The sequence below is a fragment of the Propionimicrobium lymphophilum DSM 4903 genome (assembly GCF_000423485.1).
GTDB classification, from domain to species: domain Bacteria; phylum Actinomycetota; class Actinomycetes; order Propionibacteriales; family Propionibacteriaceae; genus Propionimicrobium; species Propionimicrobium lymphophilum.
The window spans coordinates 85,334-102,638 of sequence record NZ_AUIB01000004.1 but is presented as its reverse complement, the minus strand read 5'-3'; the positions used below and the strand labels follow the sequence as shown (position 1 = coordinate 102,638).

Sequence of the window (17,305 nt, the reverse complement as noted above, 5' to 3'; positions counted from 1 at the left end):
GCCGCCCCTCCAATCGGTGAAGATTTCAAAATTTCTGCCTCAGGGCCATAACTTTAATCGGCCCCCTTTAAAAGTGGTAAAAGCTAGCCTAGCCCTAAAATCAAAGATGAGAGCGATTGCAGATAACTCAACACTTTGCCAACTCTTTTGTTATTAAGGCCTCGAGGGCCTAACATTGGATAGCCGCTTTAGTTGCTGCCTGGGTAGCCCTGCGCCAAGACAGGGGACGGGCACGTTCACGACGCGGCAACCAAGACCGAAAAATACCGCCTCGCAAGCATCATGCTCGCAAGGCGGCCCCCCAACAACTAACGGAGATAAATCGTGAGCAAGCGCACTTACCAGCCGAGCAATCGTCGCCGTTCGCGCAAGCATGGTTTCCGCGCGAGGATGCGTACCCGCGCAGGACGTGCAGTTCTTTCCGCACGCCGCCGCAAGGGTCGCGCAGTCCTGTCGGCCTAGCGTGCTAGCCGCCCAGGCCAGGCTACGCTCGTCTGCCGACTTCGCCTCGACTGTAAAGAGAGGCGTCCGGGCGGGCGGATCCACCGTGGTGGTACACGCGCGACTAGCGGATACTACTTCGGCATCTAGCGCCGAAGGCATAACGCGCCCACCTGCAAACACGCAGGTGGGTTTCGTCGTGTCTAAGCGGGTTGGAAACGCCGTCACCCGAAACCGCGTCAAGCGCAGGCTTCGACATATGTGCCGCAAACTTTTGGCCGATGAGGACGCCTCGTTCGCCACTCCCGCCTCGCAGGCCGGATTGCGTCAGATTGTCGTACGCGCGCTTCCAGACGCGGCGAAGCTACCGGAGCTAGTCGAGGACGATCTAGCGAAAACCTGGTCTAGGGCAGAGAAGAAATTGGTGGCCCGACAAAACCGATGAAGCACCTAATGATTTGGTTCATCAAGGCCTGGCGGCGATTCGTTTCGCCGCTCTACGGAGACGTGTGCAGGTACTATCCCAACTGCTCTCTATACGGCCTGGTAGCTGTGACAAATCACGGTGCGCTTCGCGGTGGGGCACTGACGATTCGACGCATACTTCGTTGTCACCCGTGGTCGGCGGGCGGCTTCGACTTGGTGCCTGACACCGAGCTAGACGACTACAAAAACTTCGCACCAGCCGAATAGAACAAAGGTGAAGCAACAGTGCTAATTTCCCTGAACGCATTAATCCCGCTCGGGCTTGGCGACATCGGCCGAGCCATCATGAGCCCGCTCTACTGGGCGATCTCGGGATTACTCAAGCTCTTCCACGACATCATCACGCCGCTATTCGGCTACTACTCTGGCGTCACCTGGATCTGCGCCATCGCGATGCTGACCATCTTCGTCCGCACGCTGCTTCTTCCCCTGTACATCAAGCAGTTGAACTCGTCTAGGGCAATGCAGACGTTGCAGCCCAAGATGAAGGCGCTGCAGGAGAAATACGGCGCCGATCGCGAGCGCATCGGTCAAGAGACGATGAAGCTCTATCAGGAAGAGGGCGTCAACCCGATGGCCAGCTGCCTGCCGCTTCTGCTGCAGCTGCCGATCTTCTGGGCGCTATTCCGCGTACTTAACGGCGCAGCGCGCAACAATCCGGTCGGCTACTGGTTCGAAAAAGACCCTGAACTGGTCAAGTCGCTGTCCGACGCCAACATTTTCGGCGCTCAACTATCCGGCACGCTCCTTCCGCTCGACAACGGCTTCGGCGCTACCCAGATCCTCGCGATCATTCTTATTCTTTGCATGACCGGTCTGCTGTTCTGGCAGCAGATCCACATGATGCGCCGCAACATGCCGCCGAGTGCGCTCGAGGGCCCGATGGGGCAGCAGTCGAAGATGATGCTGTACATACTGCCGTTCATGTACTTCATTTCCGGCCCGATCATCCCGATCGGCGTTCTGATCTACTGGTTCTTCAGCAATATCTGGACCGTCGGCCAGCAAATGATCATCATCCGCACCTACCCGACGCCCGGCACTCCCGCGTACCTTGACTGGGAAGACCGCATGAAGGCCAAGGGCAAGGACCCGAAAGAGATCGAGCGTCGTCGCGCCGACAAGGCCCGCAAGGCACCTCGCAAAGCCGATTCCAGGACCGTCACCGACACCACTCGCGTGACTCGACAGGGCACCAACCGTAAGACCACCAAAAAGAACTCCGAGGCTCCGAAACGTACAGTTCAACGGCAGCAGATTCAGCGCCAGCCTCGTTCAGCCCGTAAGAAAAAGAAATAGTTCAGGAGTAATCCATGACTGACGAAAATGTTGAACCGCACGACGAAGAACTAGACGAGAAACTCGCGATTCTCGACACCGAGGGCGATATCGCTGCCGACTATCTCGAGGATTTACTTGAGATCGCGGACCTGGACGGCGACATCGATATTTATACCGAGGGCGATCGCGCTCACGTTTCCATCATCACCGATGACGATAAGCTCGTCGGCAAGAATGGGGAAGTGCTCGAGGCTCTTCAGGAGCTGACTCGTCTTGCCGTGCTCACCGAGACCGGCAACCGCAGCAAGCTGATGGTGGACATCGCTGGCTACCGCGATAAGCGCAAACAGGAATTAAAGGAGCTTGCCGCGCAGGTGATTCATGAAGTTAAGGACTCCGGAGAATCTGTAAAGCTCGAGCCGATGAATCCGTTCGAGCGCAAGATTGTTCACGACGCCGTAGCGGAGGCTGGCCTCTACAGCGAGTCCGAGGGCAAAGCGCCCAACCGTTGCGTCATCGTAATGTCCGAGCAGAGCTAGTTAGTTGGGAGGTGCCCTGGTGGCGACAGAGAAGATGCCGGAGGGCACCCTCAATTTATTCAAAGACGAAAAGATGATTAGTCAATATGTCGACATATTGACTAATCGTGGAAACGAATGGGGTCTCCTTGGCCCAAGCGAGAACGAGCGCATTTGGAGTCGACACATCCTCAACTGCGCAGTTCTTGTTGATTTCATTCCTGCAAATGCGAAAGTCGCTGACGTCGGCAGCGGAGCCGGCCTGCCAGGCTTGGTAATAGCGATAGCTAGGGATGACATCGACGTCACGCTCATTGAGTCGCTTGAACGACGGGCAAACTTTCTTGAGCTAGCAATTGACGAACTTGGGCTAGCCGATCGAGTCAGAGTAATTCGAGGCCGCTCAGAAGACGTCCAAGAGAAGTTTGACGTCGTTACGGCTAGGGCAGTTGCGGCTTTACCAAAGCTTTTAGGATTCACTTGCGATCTCTTCTTGCCAAAGGGACAACTGATTGCCCTCAAAGGCAAAAACGCTTCCGTTGAAGTGGAGAAGAGTAGAGCTAAACTTAAGAAGCTTAGGGCCAGCGCAGAGATTATCGAGGCTCACGCTTTAGCCAATTCAGAACCGACATGGATCGTTCGAGTCACATCTAAGGAGAAGTAATGGCGAATGTTTCACGTGAAACGGATTTCACCATTCCTGTTCCTGAACAAACCCGCAGAGTGGTTGTGGCAAACCAAAAAGGGGGAGTGGGGAAGACAACAACTGCAGTCAACGTAGCTTCCGCATTAGCTCGCGAGGGTCACAAGGTTCTGTTGATAGACATGGACCCACAGGGAAATGCGTCTACGGCTCTTGGCATCGAGCATTCTCCTGGCACTAAAGGCACGTATGAGGTGCTGATCGGCCACGAGAGCATCGCAGATCTTGCTCAGAGTTCTCCGGAATCTGAAAACCTGAAGGTTTTGCCAGCAACTGTCGATCTTTCAGCATCAGAGATTGAGCTAGTGTCGATGATTGCACGTGAACAGCGCATTGCTCAGGCGTTAAAAGATTACGAAGAATCAAACGACGTCGATTGGGTTTTTTTCGACTGCCCTCCGTCACTCAGCTTATTGACCGTTAACGCAATGGTCGCTGCTAGTGAGCTTTTGATACCTATTCAGACTGAGTATTACGCACTCGAGGGTCTGACCCAGTTGATGCACACCATATCGATGATTCGACAGAATTTGAACCCGAATCTGCGTGTGACCGGAATTTTGCTGACGATGTACGACGCTCGCACGAAGCTTTCAAGCCAGGTCGCAGCGGAAATCGCTAAACACTTCCCAGACCAAATCATTAAGACCGTCATCTCGAGATCAGTACGAATCAGCGAGGCACCAAGCTACGGTCAAACGATTTTGGAGTACGACCCTAAATCAGTTGGTGCGAAGGCCTACAGAAAAGTTGCCTACGAGCTTTCCACGCGATGATAATCTAAAGTCTGCCGAAACGTTCGGCAGACTTTTTTTATTAGGAGCTTGAATGAGCGCTGGCAAAGGCGGACTTGGCAGGGGACTGGGCGAACTTTTCACGCGGACAGATGGAATTTCAGAGGCTAACCCTCAGCAAGCTTCGGATAAGATGCCAGACGGCTCGTATTTCAAAGAAATCGCCGTTTCGAAGATTCATCCAAACCCAGCGCAGCCACGTCAGGTATTCGACGAAGAAGACCTTGAGGAGCTCGCAGCTTCTGTAAAAGAAGTCGGGCTGCTGCAACCGATTGTGGTACGTGAAAAAGGAGACGGCTTCGAGTTAATCATGGGTGAGCGACGCTGGCGCGCACACAAACTAGCTGGCCTAAAGGCAATTCCTGCAATTGTTCGAGCCACTGACGACCAAGACCTACTTCGCGACGCTCTCTTGGAGAACCTACACAGGGTTCAACTCAACCCGCTCGAAGAAGCCGCTGCTTATCAGCAGCTTTTGGACGATTTCGACTGCTCACAAGAGGAACTGGCCACCCGCATCAAGAAGTCTCGTCCACACATTTCAAACACACTTCGCCTCTTGAAGCTTCCGGCTTCAGTTCAGCGCAGGGTGGCAGCGGAAGTTTTGAGCGCGGGTCACGCTAGAGCACTCCTTGCTTTAACCGATCCTCTAGCTCAAGAACAGTTGGCGCAACGAATCGTTGCAGAAGGTCTTTCGGTGCGAGCAGCAGAAGAGCTCGTCGCCATGTATAAGCCAGGAGGGGAGCAGAAAAAACCTACACCCGCAAAAAGAGAAGTATCGCCCGAGCTTGCCAGCGTTGCAGACAGGCTTGCCGACCTCCTCGACACTCGGGTAAAGCTAACAATGGGTGCCAAGAAGGGCAAAGTCACCATTGAATTCGCGGACGAAGGCGATCTGAAGAGAATACTGCAAATACTTGAATAGTTTCACGTGAAACATGAAGACTCTAGGTTTAACACCTAGACCCTTTTTTCGCTTTCCCGACAAATGCCAGAATTTAAGGGAGAACGACTGAAAGTGTTTCACGTGAAACAAGAGCAGCCAGCCCAAACTCTAGCCTTTACGCAACAATCGAATCCCCCACCAACCTAGTTCAAGAGACCGTTTCGCGTGACACTAAGTAATTAAAGAGAAAATGTTTCACGTGAAACACAACTACTCGAGACGTCGAAGGATGTTTGCAAAGCCCAGCGGCCTCTCAAAAACAAGAGCCGCAAGGCGACCGGCAACGTTTCAAAAAACAAATGGCCTGGATGGGCATAGAAACGAACGAGCACGTCAAAAGACATAAATAAAGCGCTATGTCGACATTTCGACATAGCGCTTTATAGGTATATAACTTTATGGTTAAGCCAACTCATCGATAATGCTCTTAAGCGTATTACGCGGTTTGCCGCCCTGCACAACCTTGACGATCTCGCCGTTCTTCCAGAACTGCAGCGTCGGAAGAGCCATGACGCCTTCGCGCATCGGAATCTTGGGGTTAGCATTGGTGTCCAACTTCAAAAAATCTACGTTGGAGTATTCACCCGAGAGCTCGTCGAGAATAGGAGCGAGCTGACGGCAGGGGCCGCACCAGTCTGCCCAGTAATCCACAATGACCAGATTTGAGCTGCCCTTCACAACGGAGTCGAAGTCAGCGTCCGTTACCTCTTTTACTGCCATAGATATTTCTCCTTATTAGTTATCGAGTAGAAAGCGTTCTGCGTCCAGCGCGGCCTTAGCTCCGGAGCCGGCAGCCGTAATTGCCTGACGATAAGTGTGGTCTACGAGATCACCGCAGGCGAAAACGCCAGGAACGTTAGTTGCAGAGCTCTGGCCCTCAACCAAAACGTAACCAGAATCATCACAAGAGACCTGATCTTTGACGAGAGCAGAGCGGGGGTCGTGACCGATGGCCTCGAACAGTCCCTCGACAGCGAGTTTGCGCTCTTCACCGGTGACCGTATCGCGCAGAGTTACCTCAGCGAGTTTACCGTCTCCACCCATGCCGACGACCTGGCTATTCCAGGCGAACTTAATCTTGGGATCGTTCTTGGCACGCTCAGCCATGATCGCGGAGGCACGAAGCTCGTTTCGACGGTGAATGAGCGTCACCGAATTAGCGAATCGGGTCAAGAAAGTGGCCTCCTCGACCGCGGAATCGCCTCCACCGACCACGGCGATGTCCTTGCCCTGGTAGAAGAAACCGTCACAGGTTGCACACCAGCTGACGCCTCGGCCAGAGTAGGTTTCCTCATCGGGAATTCCCAGCTTGCGATAGGCGGAACCCATGGCGAGAATCACCGTGCGGGCACGATGCTGTGTGCCGCGAGAATCAGTCACCAGCTTGATGTCGCTGCTCAAATCAACGCTCTCGACGTCCTCGGCTACCAGTTCAGCGCCAAAACGCTCTACCTGGGCCCTCATCTCGGCCATCAGGTCTGGGCCCTGAATGCCCTTCGAAAAACCGGGGAAGTTCTCGACCTCGGTGGTGGTCATCAGGGCGCCACCTGCATCGAGCTGACCTTCGAACACCAAGGGCTTGAGCTGGGCGCGCGCAGCGTAAATAGCCGCGGTGTAACCGGCCGGGCCGCTGCCGATAATGATGACATCGCGGATCTCCTGAGAAACGTCAACCGCCTGTGTGGAGGCGTCCGGAAGCGTGATGCCGGTGTTCAGCTGAACTGACTGCATATCTCTCCTTAAGAACTTTCCCTATGCAACGCAAGAATCGCCCGTTTTATGTCCTGGCACGACAAAGAGTTTCTACTCGACGAGATTCACCTCGGAAATACCTGTGCGGAATTGCCCCTCGGCGATGGCCGGCAGCGTGGTGAAGTAGACCAGCACCCACCTGGTGGTGACCGGTTGGTCTGGGCGCAAAACTATATCGGAACCCGCCTGCGACGCCTGCGTGACGGTCTGCCAGCTGTTTACGGTGTCCATCGGAGGCTGATCTGCACCAGGATCTGCAGCTGGAATCATCAGCTGAACATCTACGGGGGAGCTATCCAGCAATAGGTGCACCCCGCCGAGCGGCTGGGGCTTTCCGAGGTCGAGAACCATTCCGGCGCCGGTCTTCAGATTGCCGAATTTCTCGCTGCCGTAGTAGGTCCAGGTGGTCCAGGCAGTGTTCGGGTCGCCGTCGTGGGCGAGCTGGTCCGTCTCGGAGCGTTCGTCTTCGCCGCCGCCGTCTGCGACAGGGTCAAAGCTGAAAACGTTTACGATCTCGGTGGCTGCTGCGGGCTCGCCTGCACCTGAGCAACCACGAACGACCATCACCAGCACCAAGCAGAGCACCACCAAGATCGCCACGAGCGCGATAATCCTACGCTGGGCGAATTTCGCAGGAGCCACCGGACGCTGCCTGGCAGAAATGGGGATGGACTTCTCCGGTTCCGCTACGTCAGAGACCTCATCGACGTAAGCGGGCTGCAGAGCAGTCGGGGGGTCGTCGTATTGGGGTTCGTAGGCAGACACATCGACGGCAGGGGCAATCTGCGTCGGGGCCTCGTCGGGCACCACTTCGCGAAACTCTTGGGTTGGCGCTTCCGACCCCTGAAAAGCGCCATCTCGCCTAGTCACAGCGGCTTTATTGGAAACGATCTCGGTGGCTTTGTCGTCCTGGCTAGCCATCGGCATTTCGGGCGGCAAATTGGCAAAACGCATGGCACGCATCTTCGACTGCAGTTCGGCCTTCGGCTCGGTGCTGGCCAAGATTCTGGTGAGCGTGGTGGCAAGCTCATCAGCTGTGCCGAAGCGCATTTTGGCCTCGCCGAGCAGCATCATCGCCACCTTGTCCAGGCCAGAATTTGTGGATGTGCGCAGTTCCTTCGGGGTGACCCAGTGCTGCTTTTCACCGGCCCCACGCCTGGGAGCCGCGGGCAGCCCGTCGCGCGAAGCCTCATCGCAAACAGGTGCGCAACCAGTCAGGCAGGTATAGAGCAGCATACCCAAATCGCGAAGATCCTGTTGCTCGCGCCTAGACCAGTTTTGCTCGTGCTCGTCGCCGAAAATGACGCCGTCGGTCAGAAAACCGCACACCCTGATGTCACCCTCGAGCGTCACCAGGATGTTTCGCAAGCCGAGCCTGCCGTGGAACTTTCCTGCAGCGTGCGGGGCTGCCAGAGCCGCCGCGACCTCGCGAACGACGTATGCCGCCTCAGCGTTGCTCAGTCTGGTGGAAGAAAGAACGTCGCTCAGCTTCTTGCCCTCGGGATGCTCCCACACGACGAAAGAGAGCAGCTCTTGCCCCTCGGCCTCCATCGCGTCGAGAACCCTCAAGAAGCGGCAATCGTCGGTGGCGGCCGTCTGCCTGGCAGCCATCAAGAAGCGGGGGACGCGCGGGTCCCTAGGGCCCAGAATCTGCATCTGGACCGAACGCGAAAGGGCGTTGTCGGTGGCCTGCCACGTGGCTGCACGGTAGCCGTCGACCTCAGGGCCGGAAACGAAGAGCTCATGGTTCAACCGATAACGGCCACCAACCATCTGGCCCGCTTGCGGGCGCCAGAAGAGCTCATCAGATTGCACGTGGGTTCCTTTCTTGCACCACCAGTTTGCCAGCACCTCACCCGAGGGCCGGGAAGTCCCCGCCGTAAAGGGCGAGTTTAGACGATTTCTTCGAGCATCCCCTTGAGTGCCGACTCGATTTCGCAGATGGCGATCTCGAAGTCTTCCGGGCCGCCGTACCAGGGGTCGCTGATGTCGGCGCCAGGCACGGCTTCGGGGTCGAAGTCAGTCATAAGACGAATGTTGGCGTCGGGGGCGATTCGTTTCATGCGGGAAACGTGCGCGTTGGTGAACCCGATGGCCAGGTCGGCTTCGTCGAACATTCGACGGCTGACCTGCTTGGCCTGATGTGGGCTGACGGGGTAGCCGTGCTGCTTCATGACACGAACCGCACGGGAGTCCATCGGGTTGCCGTGCTCTTCGTCACTGACGCCGGCGGAGTCGAACTCTAGGTCTAGGCCGCGCTGCCCGCTCAGGTAGTTGGCGATCTGTTCGGCCATCGCCGAGCGGCAGATGTTTCCGGTGCAAACAAAGAGTATTTTCTGCATGTCTTTTAGGCTACCTGTTGCGGTTAAGCCAGCGTTGGACGAGCCTGATTCGCGCCTCGACCTGTCCAGTGTTTGCCTGGGCGAGTTTCGGGCCGCCGCATTCGCGTCGCAGTTGGGCGTGAATGTGTGAGTGCGGCACGCCCCGCACCCTGGCGAAACGGCTAACTAAGGTATTTAGTTCCTTGCGGCGATTGGCCAATGCACGGTGCAACGGCTCGTCTGGGGGAACTTCTTTCCGCCGCACCTGCTTGTTGATTTCGCGCTTGTGCCTGGCGAGCTGCCTGCGCTGGCGATCGGCGAGCATGGTGCCCATCAGATCCGAATCGGCAAGGCCGGGCAGCGTCAGGTATTCCTCCTCGTCACGGCTAGACGGATCGGCGTACATGCCGTAGGTGTGGGAGTCGTAGAGGACATGATCGAAGGTGGCGTCCGAGTCCAGCATCTTGAACTCGTTGTTGAGCTCGTCGCTGGCGGCCTCACGGGCATTGGCCTGCTCCAACAAGGCCTCGGATTCGTCCCAGATGCCTTCGTCGGGTTTGCGGCCGCCGAGGACGTGGTCGCGCTGCAGTTCCAGGCTTGCCGCGTGATCGAGGATGGTCGCAACCGTGGGCAGGAATACCGTTGCAGTCTCGCCGCGCTTGCGGGCACGCACGAAACGACCGACGGCCTGGGCGAAGAAAAGCGGGGTAGAGGTGCTGGTGGCGTAGACACCGACAGCCAGGCGAGGCACGTCGACGCCCTCGGAGACCATCCGCACGGCCACCATCCAGCGGGTCTCGGAGCCCGAAAACTCCTCGATCTTTGCGCTCGACTTGGCATCGTCTGAGAGCACCACAGTGGTTTCTTCGCCGCTAATCTGATCGAGCAGCCGGGCATACGCCCTAGCCGTGGACTGATTCGATGCAATCACCAAACCGCCGGCGTCCGGCAGGTGACGACGCACCTGCGTAAGGCGCTTGTCCGCGGCCTGCAAGACCGAAGATATCCACTGGCCCTTCGGATCCAGCGCGGTCCTCCAAGCCTGGGAGGTCAACGCCTTCGTCATCGGCTCGCCCAGGTTTGCCGCGATCTCGTCGCCAGTGTTGGTGATCCAGCGCATCGGGCCGCCATAGGCCATGAAAATCACGGGCCTAACCACGTGATCCCGCAGCGCATCCGCGTATCCGTAGACGTAGTCTGCGCGGCTGATCTGGGAACCATCGTCGCGCATCTCGTACTCGACGAACGGAATCGGGTTGTCGTCGCTGCGGAACGGGGTGCCGGTCAGCGCGAGGCGACGGGTGGCGTACTGGAAAGAATCGTGCACAGCCTCGCCCCAGCTGCGGGAATCACCAGCATGGTGAATCTCGTCAAAGATCACCAAAGTCTTGTTGTTTGCGCACAGCGCCTCGTAGTGCCACGGCCGAACCGAGACGGCTGCGTAAGTGGTGGCCACCCCGACGTACTCACGGCTGCGTCCAGCCCGACCACCGCGCCCGGTTGGATCGATCTGCAAACCGACGCGGCTGGCAGCATCAGCCCACTGCGTCTTTAGGTGCTCTGTCGGCACCACGACGATCACCCGATGAACGATGCGCTGCGATATCAGCTGGGAGGCGATCCTAAGCGCGAACGTCGTCTTGCCCGCGCCCGGGGTAGCCACAGCGAGGAAGTCCTGGGGCTGCTCAGCCATGTACTTTTCCAGCGCCTCTGCCTGCCACGCGCGCAGGGACGCAGACGTGCCCCACGGAGCTCGCCGGGGGAAGGCAGGAGAAATTCGCTCGAAGGCGGAAGAAGTCATAGCGAGAAGCGACGATACCCCTAAAACGGCGTCGATTCCAGCAGGCTAAAAGGCGGTTTTACTAGATTCCGCGACGGGCTCGGCGCGGCTCTTCCTCCTCGGCCTTGGCGGCCTCGGGAGAGTCGTAGAGCCAGGTCAAATCGTCCATGCTGGCGGCCGCACGACGGGCACGCGGGCTCGGCGGCGGAACAATCATGGTCATCTCGGCAGCGGAGAAATCGTCCACATCCGATTCAGTTTCGGGGCCCGGAGTTTCATAAAGAGCGACGGTGCTATCGAGCGACTCGTCGGAGTCTTCGACGTCGCTTTCCTCGACCTCCGCAGCCGATTCGGCTTCCTCGACGGCGGTGGGCTCGGATGGGGTAGCCCCCAGCTCATCGTCCGAGGACTCGAGCGAACCATCGTCCGAGGACTCGAGCGAACCATCGTCCGAGGACTCGAGCACATCATCACCCGACTCAAGAGCAGAATCATCGGACTCGGATTCAGCCAGCTCTTCCTTCTTCTCCTCAGACTCGCGGGCCTCATGCTCCTGGCCAGTGTCACGAATGAAGGCAATCAGCGCGCAGACCAGACCGATAAAACCAGCGATTGCAAGCACGATACGGGTCGGCTCGACCCTGCCACCCAGCACATCGAAAAGACCGAAGCCGGTGATCATCGCGAAACAACCAATAACAATCAGGGCGATCGAGAAGTTGGTGGTGATGGTGGACTTCGTGCGTCCAGACCCGCCAATCAGCACGCGGATGTGCCAGGCCAGCAAAGAACCGCCCAAAACTATCGTCAAAACCGTGATAACGAGAGAGGCCTGGCTGTAGAAGACCATAGCGAGGCTGGCGATCAGAACAATCAGAGAACAAGCCAGCAGCAGCGCCAGCAAGGTCGCAGTGACCCCAAGTTTCTTAGTTTTTGCCATCATTTCCTCCCACAGCTAACCATGTTAGCGGGAAACGGCACATTATTAGTCCTCGACGTGCGTGGCACCTTTGCGTCTTACCTGATGAACCCGCCATGCGGTGACAGTCAACAGCACCGCGCCGGAGGCGATGATTAACACCCAGGCGACGTTCCCGACCTTCGTGGCCGTCACCAGAAACGAGACCGGCTCACCGATGGGCTGGCCGTCCTCCAGAACCAGCTGGGCCCTCACCTCCACCGGCCCGTTGGCCTTCGAGTGGGGGTTCACGCGCAGGGTCAACTGCTCACCGGCATCCAACTCGACCAAAGAAGTGTCATTAATCCACACACGCTGGTCGTTATCCGAGTCGAACCTGACCCGAAGCAGCGCAGGAGAGCCCGTCGAATTGACGATAGTCACCGGCAAAGCGTTGTCCTTTTCAGACGTGGTGACCGTGTCCGTGGCAAGCAATTGGACGGCGTTGGGGTTGTCCAGCGCACGCGCAGGCTCTAACACTTTGGCAAGCCAGGCATCGCGCTGCGAGCCAGTGAACGCGCTAGAGGCATAAGCGTTAGCGACGGAATCGAGAATCTTCTGGTAGTTCTTCGAGTTACCCGTGAAAGTCACCCAGCGGCTGAGGACCTCGGTATCGGGCATCTTGGAGGGTTGAGACGTCGAGGACAGGTTGATCTCCGATTCCGGCTGGCAGCTGAGCAGGCCGTCGATCGAGACCGTTTCGAGCCAACCCGATCGGGAATCAACGATGGCCTGCGGACTGGCTACGAGCGTGACGAGCGGATTTTCCTTGCCGAAAATCAGCTGCCGGGCACGCATACCAGCCGCAGAGAAACTATTCGACGGCACGGAATCCGCCGCCACCAAACGGACGCCATCCAGAACTGCAGGACCAGTAACCAAATTCCTAGCGAGCACCGCAACGGGCTTGGCAGCTGCCAACGCCTCGACATCCTGGCCGCTAACTTCACCAGCGGAGACAATCAACGGCAGCCTCTCGACGACCCCTTCGGCGTCTACGCGGTTGGCGGCATCTAGCCACTTATCCGTACCAGAGGCGCGAACAGTTGCGACATCCGGAGAATTGTAGAGGCCCCGATAGGCACCCGACTTCGAGATCCTAGCCTTTAAGCGGGTTAGGAACTCCGTCGCCTGCGGGGTGCCGAGCGCTGTGAGCTGATCGATAAGCGCGGGGTCCACCAGAACATCGGAACTGTCTGCTGCTCTCAGCAGCGGCTCCAGTCGCTGACTCAGGTCTGCGCTCAACGCGTCAGCGTCCAGCAGGTCAGCGGTCGCCGGCTCGGAGTCGGGCGTGTGGGTCAGCGGATTCAGCGCGGGTTTCGAGTTCAACACGACTAGCTGGGCGGTGGTTGCGGAACTGCCTGGGTTGACGATGGCGGTTCGCGCTGCGCCAACCAGCAGGCCATCCGAGCGGGCCTCTACGCCGATCCGATATGCGGCATCCTGCTGGCTTAGCCAAAGAGGTTCGCTGGCGTTTCCCGGGTCTAGGCTCGCAGAAACCTTGAAATTCTTGGTCGCGCCTGGCTCTACAGAGCCCAAGTTCATGCTGGCACCAGAGGCGTTGCTTACCGCTCCACCACCGGGCTGATCGAGGGCAGTCTTCAATTGCGACGGAGTGGTGAGCGGGGTGGCGTCTCGCCAAAGCCCCACCGAGACGTTGTTCAACGCGCTAGTGCCAGGATTCTTCACCGTGCCGATGATGGATATTTCGCCCGTGGTCGTCACGTACTGCGGACTCATCTGCGTCACAACGACGTCGAGCCGAGGAGCCTGCTCATCGGCGAAAGAGGGTGCACCAGCACACAAGATCGTCATCAAGACGACCAGGAAAAGGCTGATCCTGCGTCCCATTCGGCTCCTATGCGAGAGGCTCCGGGTCTCCCAACTTGCGTTTGTCGTACCAGGCTAGCAACAAGGAAAGCACGATGATCAAAGTGATGACGCTATAGGCCATTGTTGCCGCGATCCGCCAGCCCTGCGCAACGAACATGAAACAGATCGCAGTGAGCATCGCGTTGCCGATCGCGGTTGTGGTGCGCTCGATCGTCTGCTTGACACCGCCAGCTGTGCCACCCATGTCAGGGGTCAACTCGAGCATCGACAGGGTCTGGTTAGCGGAGTTGAACGCGCCGACGCCGACGCCGGTGAACACCAGCGGAATCGACAGCCACCAGTAGCTGATAGCGGGCACGAACTGGATCAAAGTGATCAGCATCAGCAGGCCGACGATGTAGATACCGAGCGAATGCATCGTCATCGTGCGTCCGCGGCGCAGCACGTTACGTCCGGCGATCATCGCGGCAACCGCAGAACCAATAGCGTTCGGCAGGCCGATAGAACCGGAGACGAGCGCGCTGGCACCCAGGCCGTTCTGCAGGTAAAGCGCGATGATGACGAACACCGAGGTGCCGCCCAAGAACTGCATGCCGGAAACCATCGTCGCGTTCGTGAACGAACGGACTTTGAAAAGGTGCAGATCAACCATCGGCTGATTGCCGCGTTTCTTGTACGCCTTCTCCCAGCGGTACCAGATGTAAAGCAGCAGGCCACCCAGCGGCAGAAGCGCGAACGAAAGCGCAGTCTTAATCATGAAAGGCAACATGACACACATCACGCTCAGCGCCATCAGGATCATGCCGACCGGGTCGAGGTCCAAGCGAGCAGCGCGGGCCATGCCGAGCTTGCGGTGATTCCACAGACGTCGTTCAGACTCAAACGGGAGCCACATTATGGCCAGAATCATCGTCACGACACCAACCGGGAAGCTCCACAGGAAGGACGCCCGCCACCCCCAGTCGGGGCCGAACCACTGGATCAGGAAGCCGGTGAGCAGCGGGGCGATCGCAACAGCCACGGAAACCACCAGGCCGAACAGCGCGTTAGCTGTTGCTCGCGCCTGGCCGCGGAAGTACTGCACGATCATGCCGTTGGTCTGCGGCGAATAAAACCCCGCGCCGATGCCCTGCACCAGGCGTGTAATGTTCAGCAGGCCCGGATCGTGAATCAAACCGCAGATCAGAGCAGAAGTCGAAAAAAGAAAGATACCGATTATGAAGGTGATGCCGCGCCCGAGCAGATCGCCGATTCGTCCGGCTGCGACGAGCACGATGCCGAACGTCAAAGCGTAGCCGGAAAGCAGCCACTGAAGATCGGTATCCGAGGCGCCAATCGACTTTTGAATCGACGGCAGCGCGACGTTAACAGAGCTAATCGACATCATGGCCAACGCCAGGCCAAAGAGCAAAATGATCAGGATCTTCTTCCTAGAGAAAACCCTATCCACGCCCTCTACGCGAATAATGTCGTCATCCATGAATTCTCCTAACCAAAAAGCCACAGGCGTCCCTAGAAACGACATCGATGTGGCTAGTGCGTCGGCCAAGACGCGAAAGATGCTGAGTAAACAGCCGGAAAACTCTATCGGAAAGAGCTGCCAATAGCTAGTAAATGGAAAATAGCCGTGCTGGCTAGCCCTGTTGCTGGGCCCACCACTTCTTAAGTTCTTCCTCCGCGCGCTCGTCGCCCATCGGCCCTTGATCCAGGCGCAGGCTCAACAGGTAGTTGTATGCCTTGCCGACCATCGGGCCGGGCGCGATATCTAGCAGCTTCATGATCTGGTTGCCGTCGAGCTCGGGGCGAATCGACTCCAGCTCCTCCTGGGCGGCCAGCTCGTCGATGCGGAACTCAAGCTCGTCGTAAGCCCTGCGCAGCCGATCTGCCTTGCGACGGTTTCGAGTTGTGCAGTCCGAGCGGGTCAGGATGTGCAGGCGTTCGAGCTGATCGCCGGCGTCACGGACGTAGCGACGGACCGCGGAATCGCTCCATCCGCAGGTTGCGCCGCCAGACGAGCCCTCGACGTAGCCGTGGAAACGCTGGTGAAGCGCGATCAGTTTGCTGACATCCGAGACGGTCTCTTTGGAGTAGCGCAGGGCGCGCAGCCTCTTTCTGGCGATTCGGGCGCCGACCACGTCGTGGTGGTGGAACGTGACCTTGCCGTTCTCGAATGCCCTGGTGACGGGTTTGCCGATGTCGTGCAGCAGCGCGGCCAGGCGCAGCGTCAGGTCTGGCTCGTGGTTGGGGTTGGGTTTGCCGTCCATCAGGTCGCGAGATTTCTCGAGCTCGATCGCCTGATCCAAAACGGTCAGCGAATGCTCGTAGACATCCTTGTGACGCATGTGCTCATCACGCTCTAGCTTCATTGCGGGCAGTTCCGGCAGCACTCGGTCCGCGATCTTGCTGCTCACCAGCAGATCCAGGCCGGCGCGGGGACGATCGGTGAGCAGCAGCTTGCTCAGCTCCTCACGGACGCGCTCGGCACTGATGATGTCGATGCGCTCGGCCATCTCACCCATCGCCTTGCGGGTTTCTTCCTCGACCAAAAAACCGAGCTGGGAGGAGAAACGGGCGGCGCGCATCATGCGCAGCGGGTCGTCGCCGAAACTGACCTGCGGGCTGGCGGGCGTGCGAAGCAGCTGATCAGCCAGGTCTTCCATGCCGGCCAGCGGATCGACGAATCGCCACTCGTCGGTTTTGCCGCCGGTGACGTTCAGCGCCATAGCGTTCACAGTGAAGTCTCGGCGGATCAGGTCCTCTTCGATGTTCTCGCCGAAAGCCACCTCGGGTTTGCGAGAATCCGACCGGTAAGAATCAGCCCTGAACGTCGTCACCTCAACCTGCCAAACGTGTCCCTCGGCGGCAATGTTCGCCGAGATGGTGCCGAACTCGCGGCCGGTGTCCCAAGTCTGCCTGGTCAAAGAACGAAGCAGCTTCTCGGTGTCGTCCGGGAGCGCGGAGGTGGTGAAGTCTAGGTCGTGTCCGAGCGTGCCAAGCAGCGCGTCGCGGACTGAACCGCCAACCAGGTAAATCTCGTGTCCGGCGTCGCCGAAAGCCGCACCGATCTTATTTACAACATCGGACGCGGGCAACAGAGCAGCGAGAGCTTTCTTCATGGCCATAAGCGCTGATTCTAGCTTCAACCACCGACAGATAAAGTTTCGAGGCGTCCGCTAGTTGCGAGAAGTCGACACTGTGGCCCCGAGCGCCGCCCCGATGACGGTTGCGATGGCCAGCCATGACAGCGTCGAAAGTGTTTCACCGATGACCAGCCAAGCCATCAAAGATGCGATCGCCGGGTGCGCTGGCCTGCAGAATGGCGAAGAGCCGGAGACGGGATTTTCGACAGCACGATCAGCTCGAGGTTAAACGGCAGCGCCGTCGGCACCGGCCTCGAGCATCAAAGTCTTCGCCCAATACGCACCAAAGTTCATGGAAACTATCGACGAGATCGCGACTAAGGCAGACCCCCAAATCTGCTTATTGCTCAAC

General features: G+C 58.0%; 19 protein-coding genes. 9 read left to right on the top strand and 10 right to left on the bottom strand.

The features are described from left to right. The first annotated feature begins 324 nt into the window (after nt 1-324). The 8 genes from rpmH to G556_RS0103085 all read left to right on the top strand — a co-directional run bounded on the left by rpmH (nt 325) and on the right by G556_RS0103085 (nt 5,148). Nucleotides 325-462, top strand: coding sequence for a 50S ribosomal protein L34 (rpmH, locus tag G556_RS11245; protein WP_024111162.1), 138 nt, complete (start codon nt 325-327; stop codon nt 460-462). Beyond that, entirely contained in the window at nt 410-886 is a 477-nt protein-coding gene (gene rnpA, locus G556_RS0103115; RefSeq protein ID WP_233418170.1) for a ribonuclease P protein component, read from the top strand. Before rpmH ends, rnpA begins: the two co-directional genes overlap by 53 nt. 8 nt (nt 887-894) lie before the next feature. Beyond that, a complete protein-coding gene (yidD, locus tag G556_RS10035; protein ID WP_233418169.1) occupies nt 895-1,134 on the top strand; it encodes a membrane protein insertion efficiency factor YidD in 240 nt (79 codons plus the stop codon). A gap of 78 nt (nt 1,135-1,212) precedes the next feature. After that, complete coding sequence (gene yidC, locus G556_RS0103105; protein ID WP_051176623.1) at nt 1,213-2,226, top strand: membrane protein insertase YidC; 1,014 nt, start codon at nt 1,213-1,215, stop codon at nt 2,224-2,226. A 14-nt stretch (nt 2,227-2,240) separates the two neighbouring features. Continuing rightward, nucleotides 2,241-2,747: a Jag family protein gene (locus tag G556_RS0103100; RefSeq protein WP_028821722.1), complete on the top strand. Its 507-nt coding sequence runs from the start codon at nt 2,241-2,243 to the stop codon at nt 2,745-2,747. 34 nt (nt 2,748-2,781) lie between these two features. Beyond that, a complete protein-coding gene (rsmG, locus tag G556_RS0103095; protein ID WP_036915827.1) occupies nt 2,782-3,390 on the top strand; it encodes a 16S rRNA (guanine(527)-N(7))-methyltransferase RsmG in 609 nt (202 codons plus the stop codon). Beyond that, entirely contained in the window at nt 3,390-4,205 is an 816-nt protein-coding gene (locus tag G556_RS0103090) for a ParA family protein (protein WP_028821720.1), read from the top strand. The genes rsmG and G556_RS0103090 overlap by 1 nt, the downstream gene beginning before the upstream one ends. A gap of 52 nt (nt 4,206-4,257) precedes the next feature. Beyond that, nucleotides 4,258-5,148, top strand: coding sequence for a ParB/RepB/Spo0J family partition protein (locus G556_RS0103085; RefSeq protein WP_016455016.1), 891 nt, complete (start codon nt 4,258-4,260; stop codon nt 5,146-5,148). A 423-nt stretch (nt 5,149-5,571) separates the two neighbouring features. Here the strand turns inward: G556_RS0103085 and trxA are convergent, their stop codons facing one another. From trxA to G556_RS0103040, 9 genes are all read right to left on the bottom strand, one after another. Then, on the bottom strand, nt 5,572-5,889 hold the full coding sequence (gene trxA, locus G556_RS0103080; protein ID WP_028821719.1) for a thioredoxin: 318 nt from the start codon (nt 5,887-5,889) through the stop codon (nt 5,572-5,574). Nucleotides 5,890-5,904: 15 nt separating this feature from the next. Next, nucleotides 5,905-6,900 (bottom strand): thioredoxin-disulfide reductase, encoded by a 996-nt coding sequence (gene trxB, locus G556_RS0103075; RefSeq protein WP_051176607.1) that lies wholly within the window; start codon nt 6,898-6,900, stop codon nt 5,905-5,907. Between the two features lie 72 nt (nt 6,901-6,972). Then, entirely contained in the window at nt 6,973-8,736 is a 1,764-nt protein-coding gene (locus G556_RS0103070; protein ID WP_155941729.1) for a protein kinase family protein, read from the bottom strand. A gap of 77 nt (nt 8,737-8,813) precedes the next feature. Further along, complete coding sequence (locus G556_RS0103065) at nt 8,814-9,263, bottom strand: low molecular weight protein-tyrosine-phosphatase (RefSeq protein ID WP_051176605.1); 450 nt, start codon at nt 9,261-9,263, stop codon at nt 8,814-8,816. A gap of 10 nt (nt 9,264-9,273) precedes the next feature. Continuing rightward, nucleotides 9,274-11,043 carry a DEAD/DEAH box helicase gene (locus G556_RS0103060; protein WP_028821715.1) on the bottom strand — a complete coding sequence of 590 codons (1,770 nt, stop codon included), beginning with the start codon at nt 11,041-11,043 and terminating at the stop codon, nt 9,274-9,276. A gap of 61 nt (nt 11,044-11,104) precedes the next feature. After that, entirely contained in the window at nt 11,105-11,962 is an 858-nt protein-coding gene (locus G556_RS0103055) for a hypothetical protein (RefSeq protein ID WP_155941728.1), read from the bottom strand. A gap of 45 nt (nt 11,963-12,007) precedes the next feature. Continuing rightward, nucleotides 12,008-13,831, bottom strand: a complete 1,824-nt coding sequence (locus G556_RS0103050) for a hypothetical protein (RefSeq protein WP_028821713.1) — start codon at nt 13,829-13,831, stop codon at nt 12,008-12,010. Nucleotides 13,832-13,838: 7 nt separating this feature from the next. Further along, on the bottom strand, nt 13,839-15,293 hold the full coding sequence (locus tag G556_RS0103045) for an MFS transporter (RefSeq protein WP_028821712.1): 1,455 nt from the start codon (nt 15,291-15,293) through the stop codon (nt 13,839-13,841). Between the two features lie 154 nt (nt 15,294-15,447). Next, the gene (locus G556_RS0103040; RefSeq protein ID WP_028821711.1) at nt 15,448-16,935 is read right to left on the bottom strand and encodes a CCA tRNA nucleotidyltransferase; all 1,488 of its coding nucleotides are present in this window, start codon (nt 16,933-16,935) and stop codon (nt 15,448-15,450) included. A gap of 55 nt (nt 16,936-16,990) precedes the next feature. On the opposite strand from G556_RS0103040, the gene G556_RS11385 reads away from it, so the two are divergent. Then, entirely contained in the window at nt 16,991-17,182 is a 192-nt protein-coding gene (locus G556_RS11385) for a hypothetical protein (RefSeq protein ID WP_155941727.1), read from the top strand. Here G556_RS11385 and G556_RS11755 read toward each other — a convergent pair. Beyond that, nucleotides 17,179-17,304 carry a hypothetical protein gene (locus tag G556_RS11755; protein WP_267878591.1) on the bottom strand — a complete coding sequence of 42 codons (126 nt, stop codon included), beginning with the start codon at nt 17,302-17,304 and terminating at the stop codon, nt 17,179-17,181. The genes G556_RS11385 and G556_RS11755 overlap by 4 nt on opposite strands. Nucleotide 17,305: the final 1 nt, after the last annotated feature.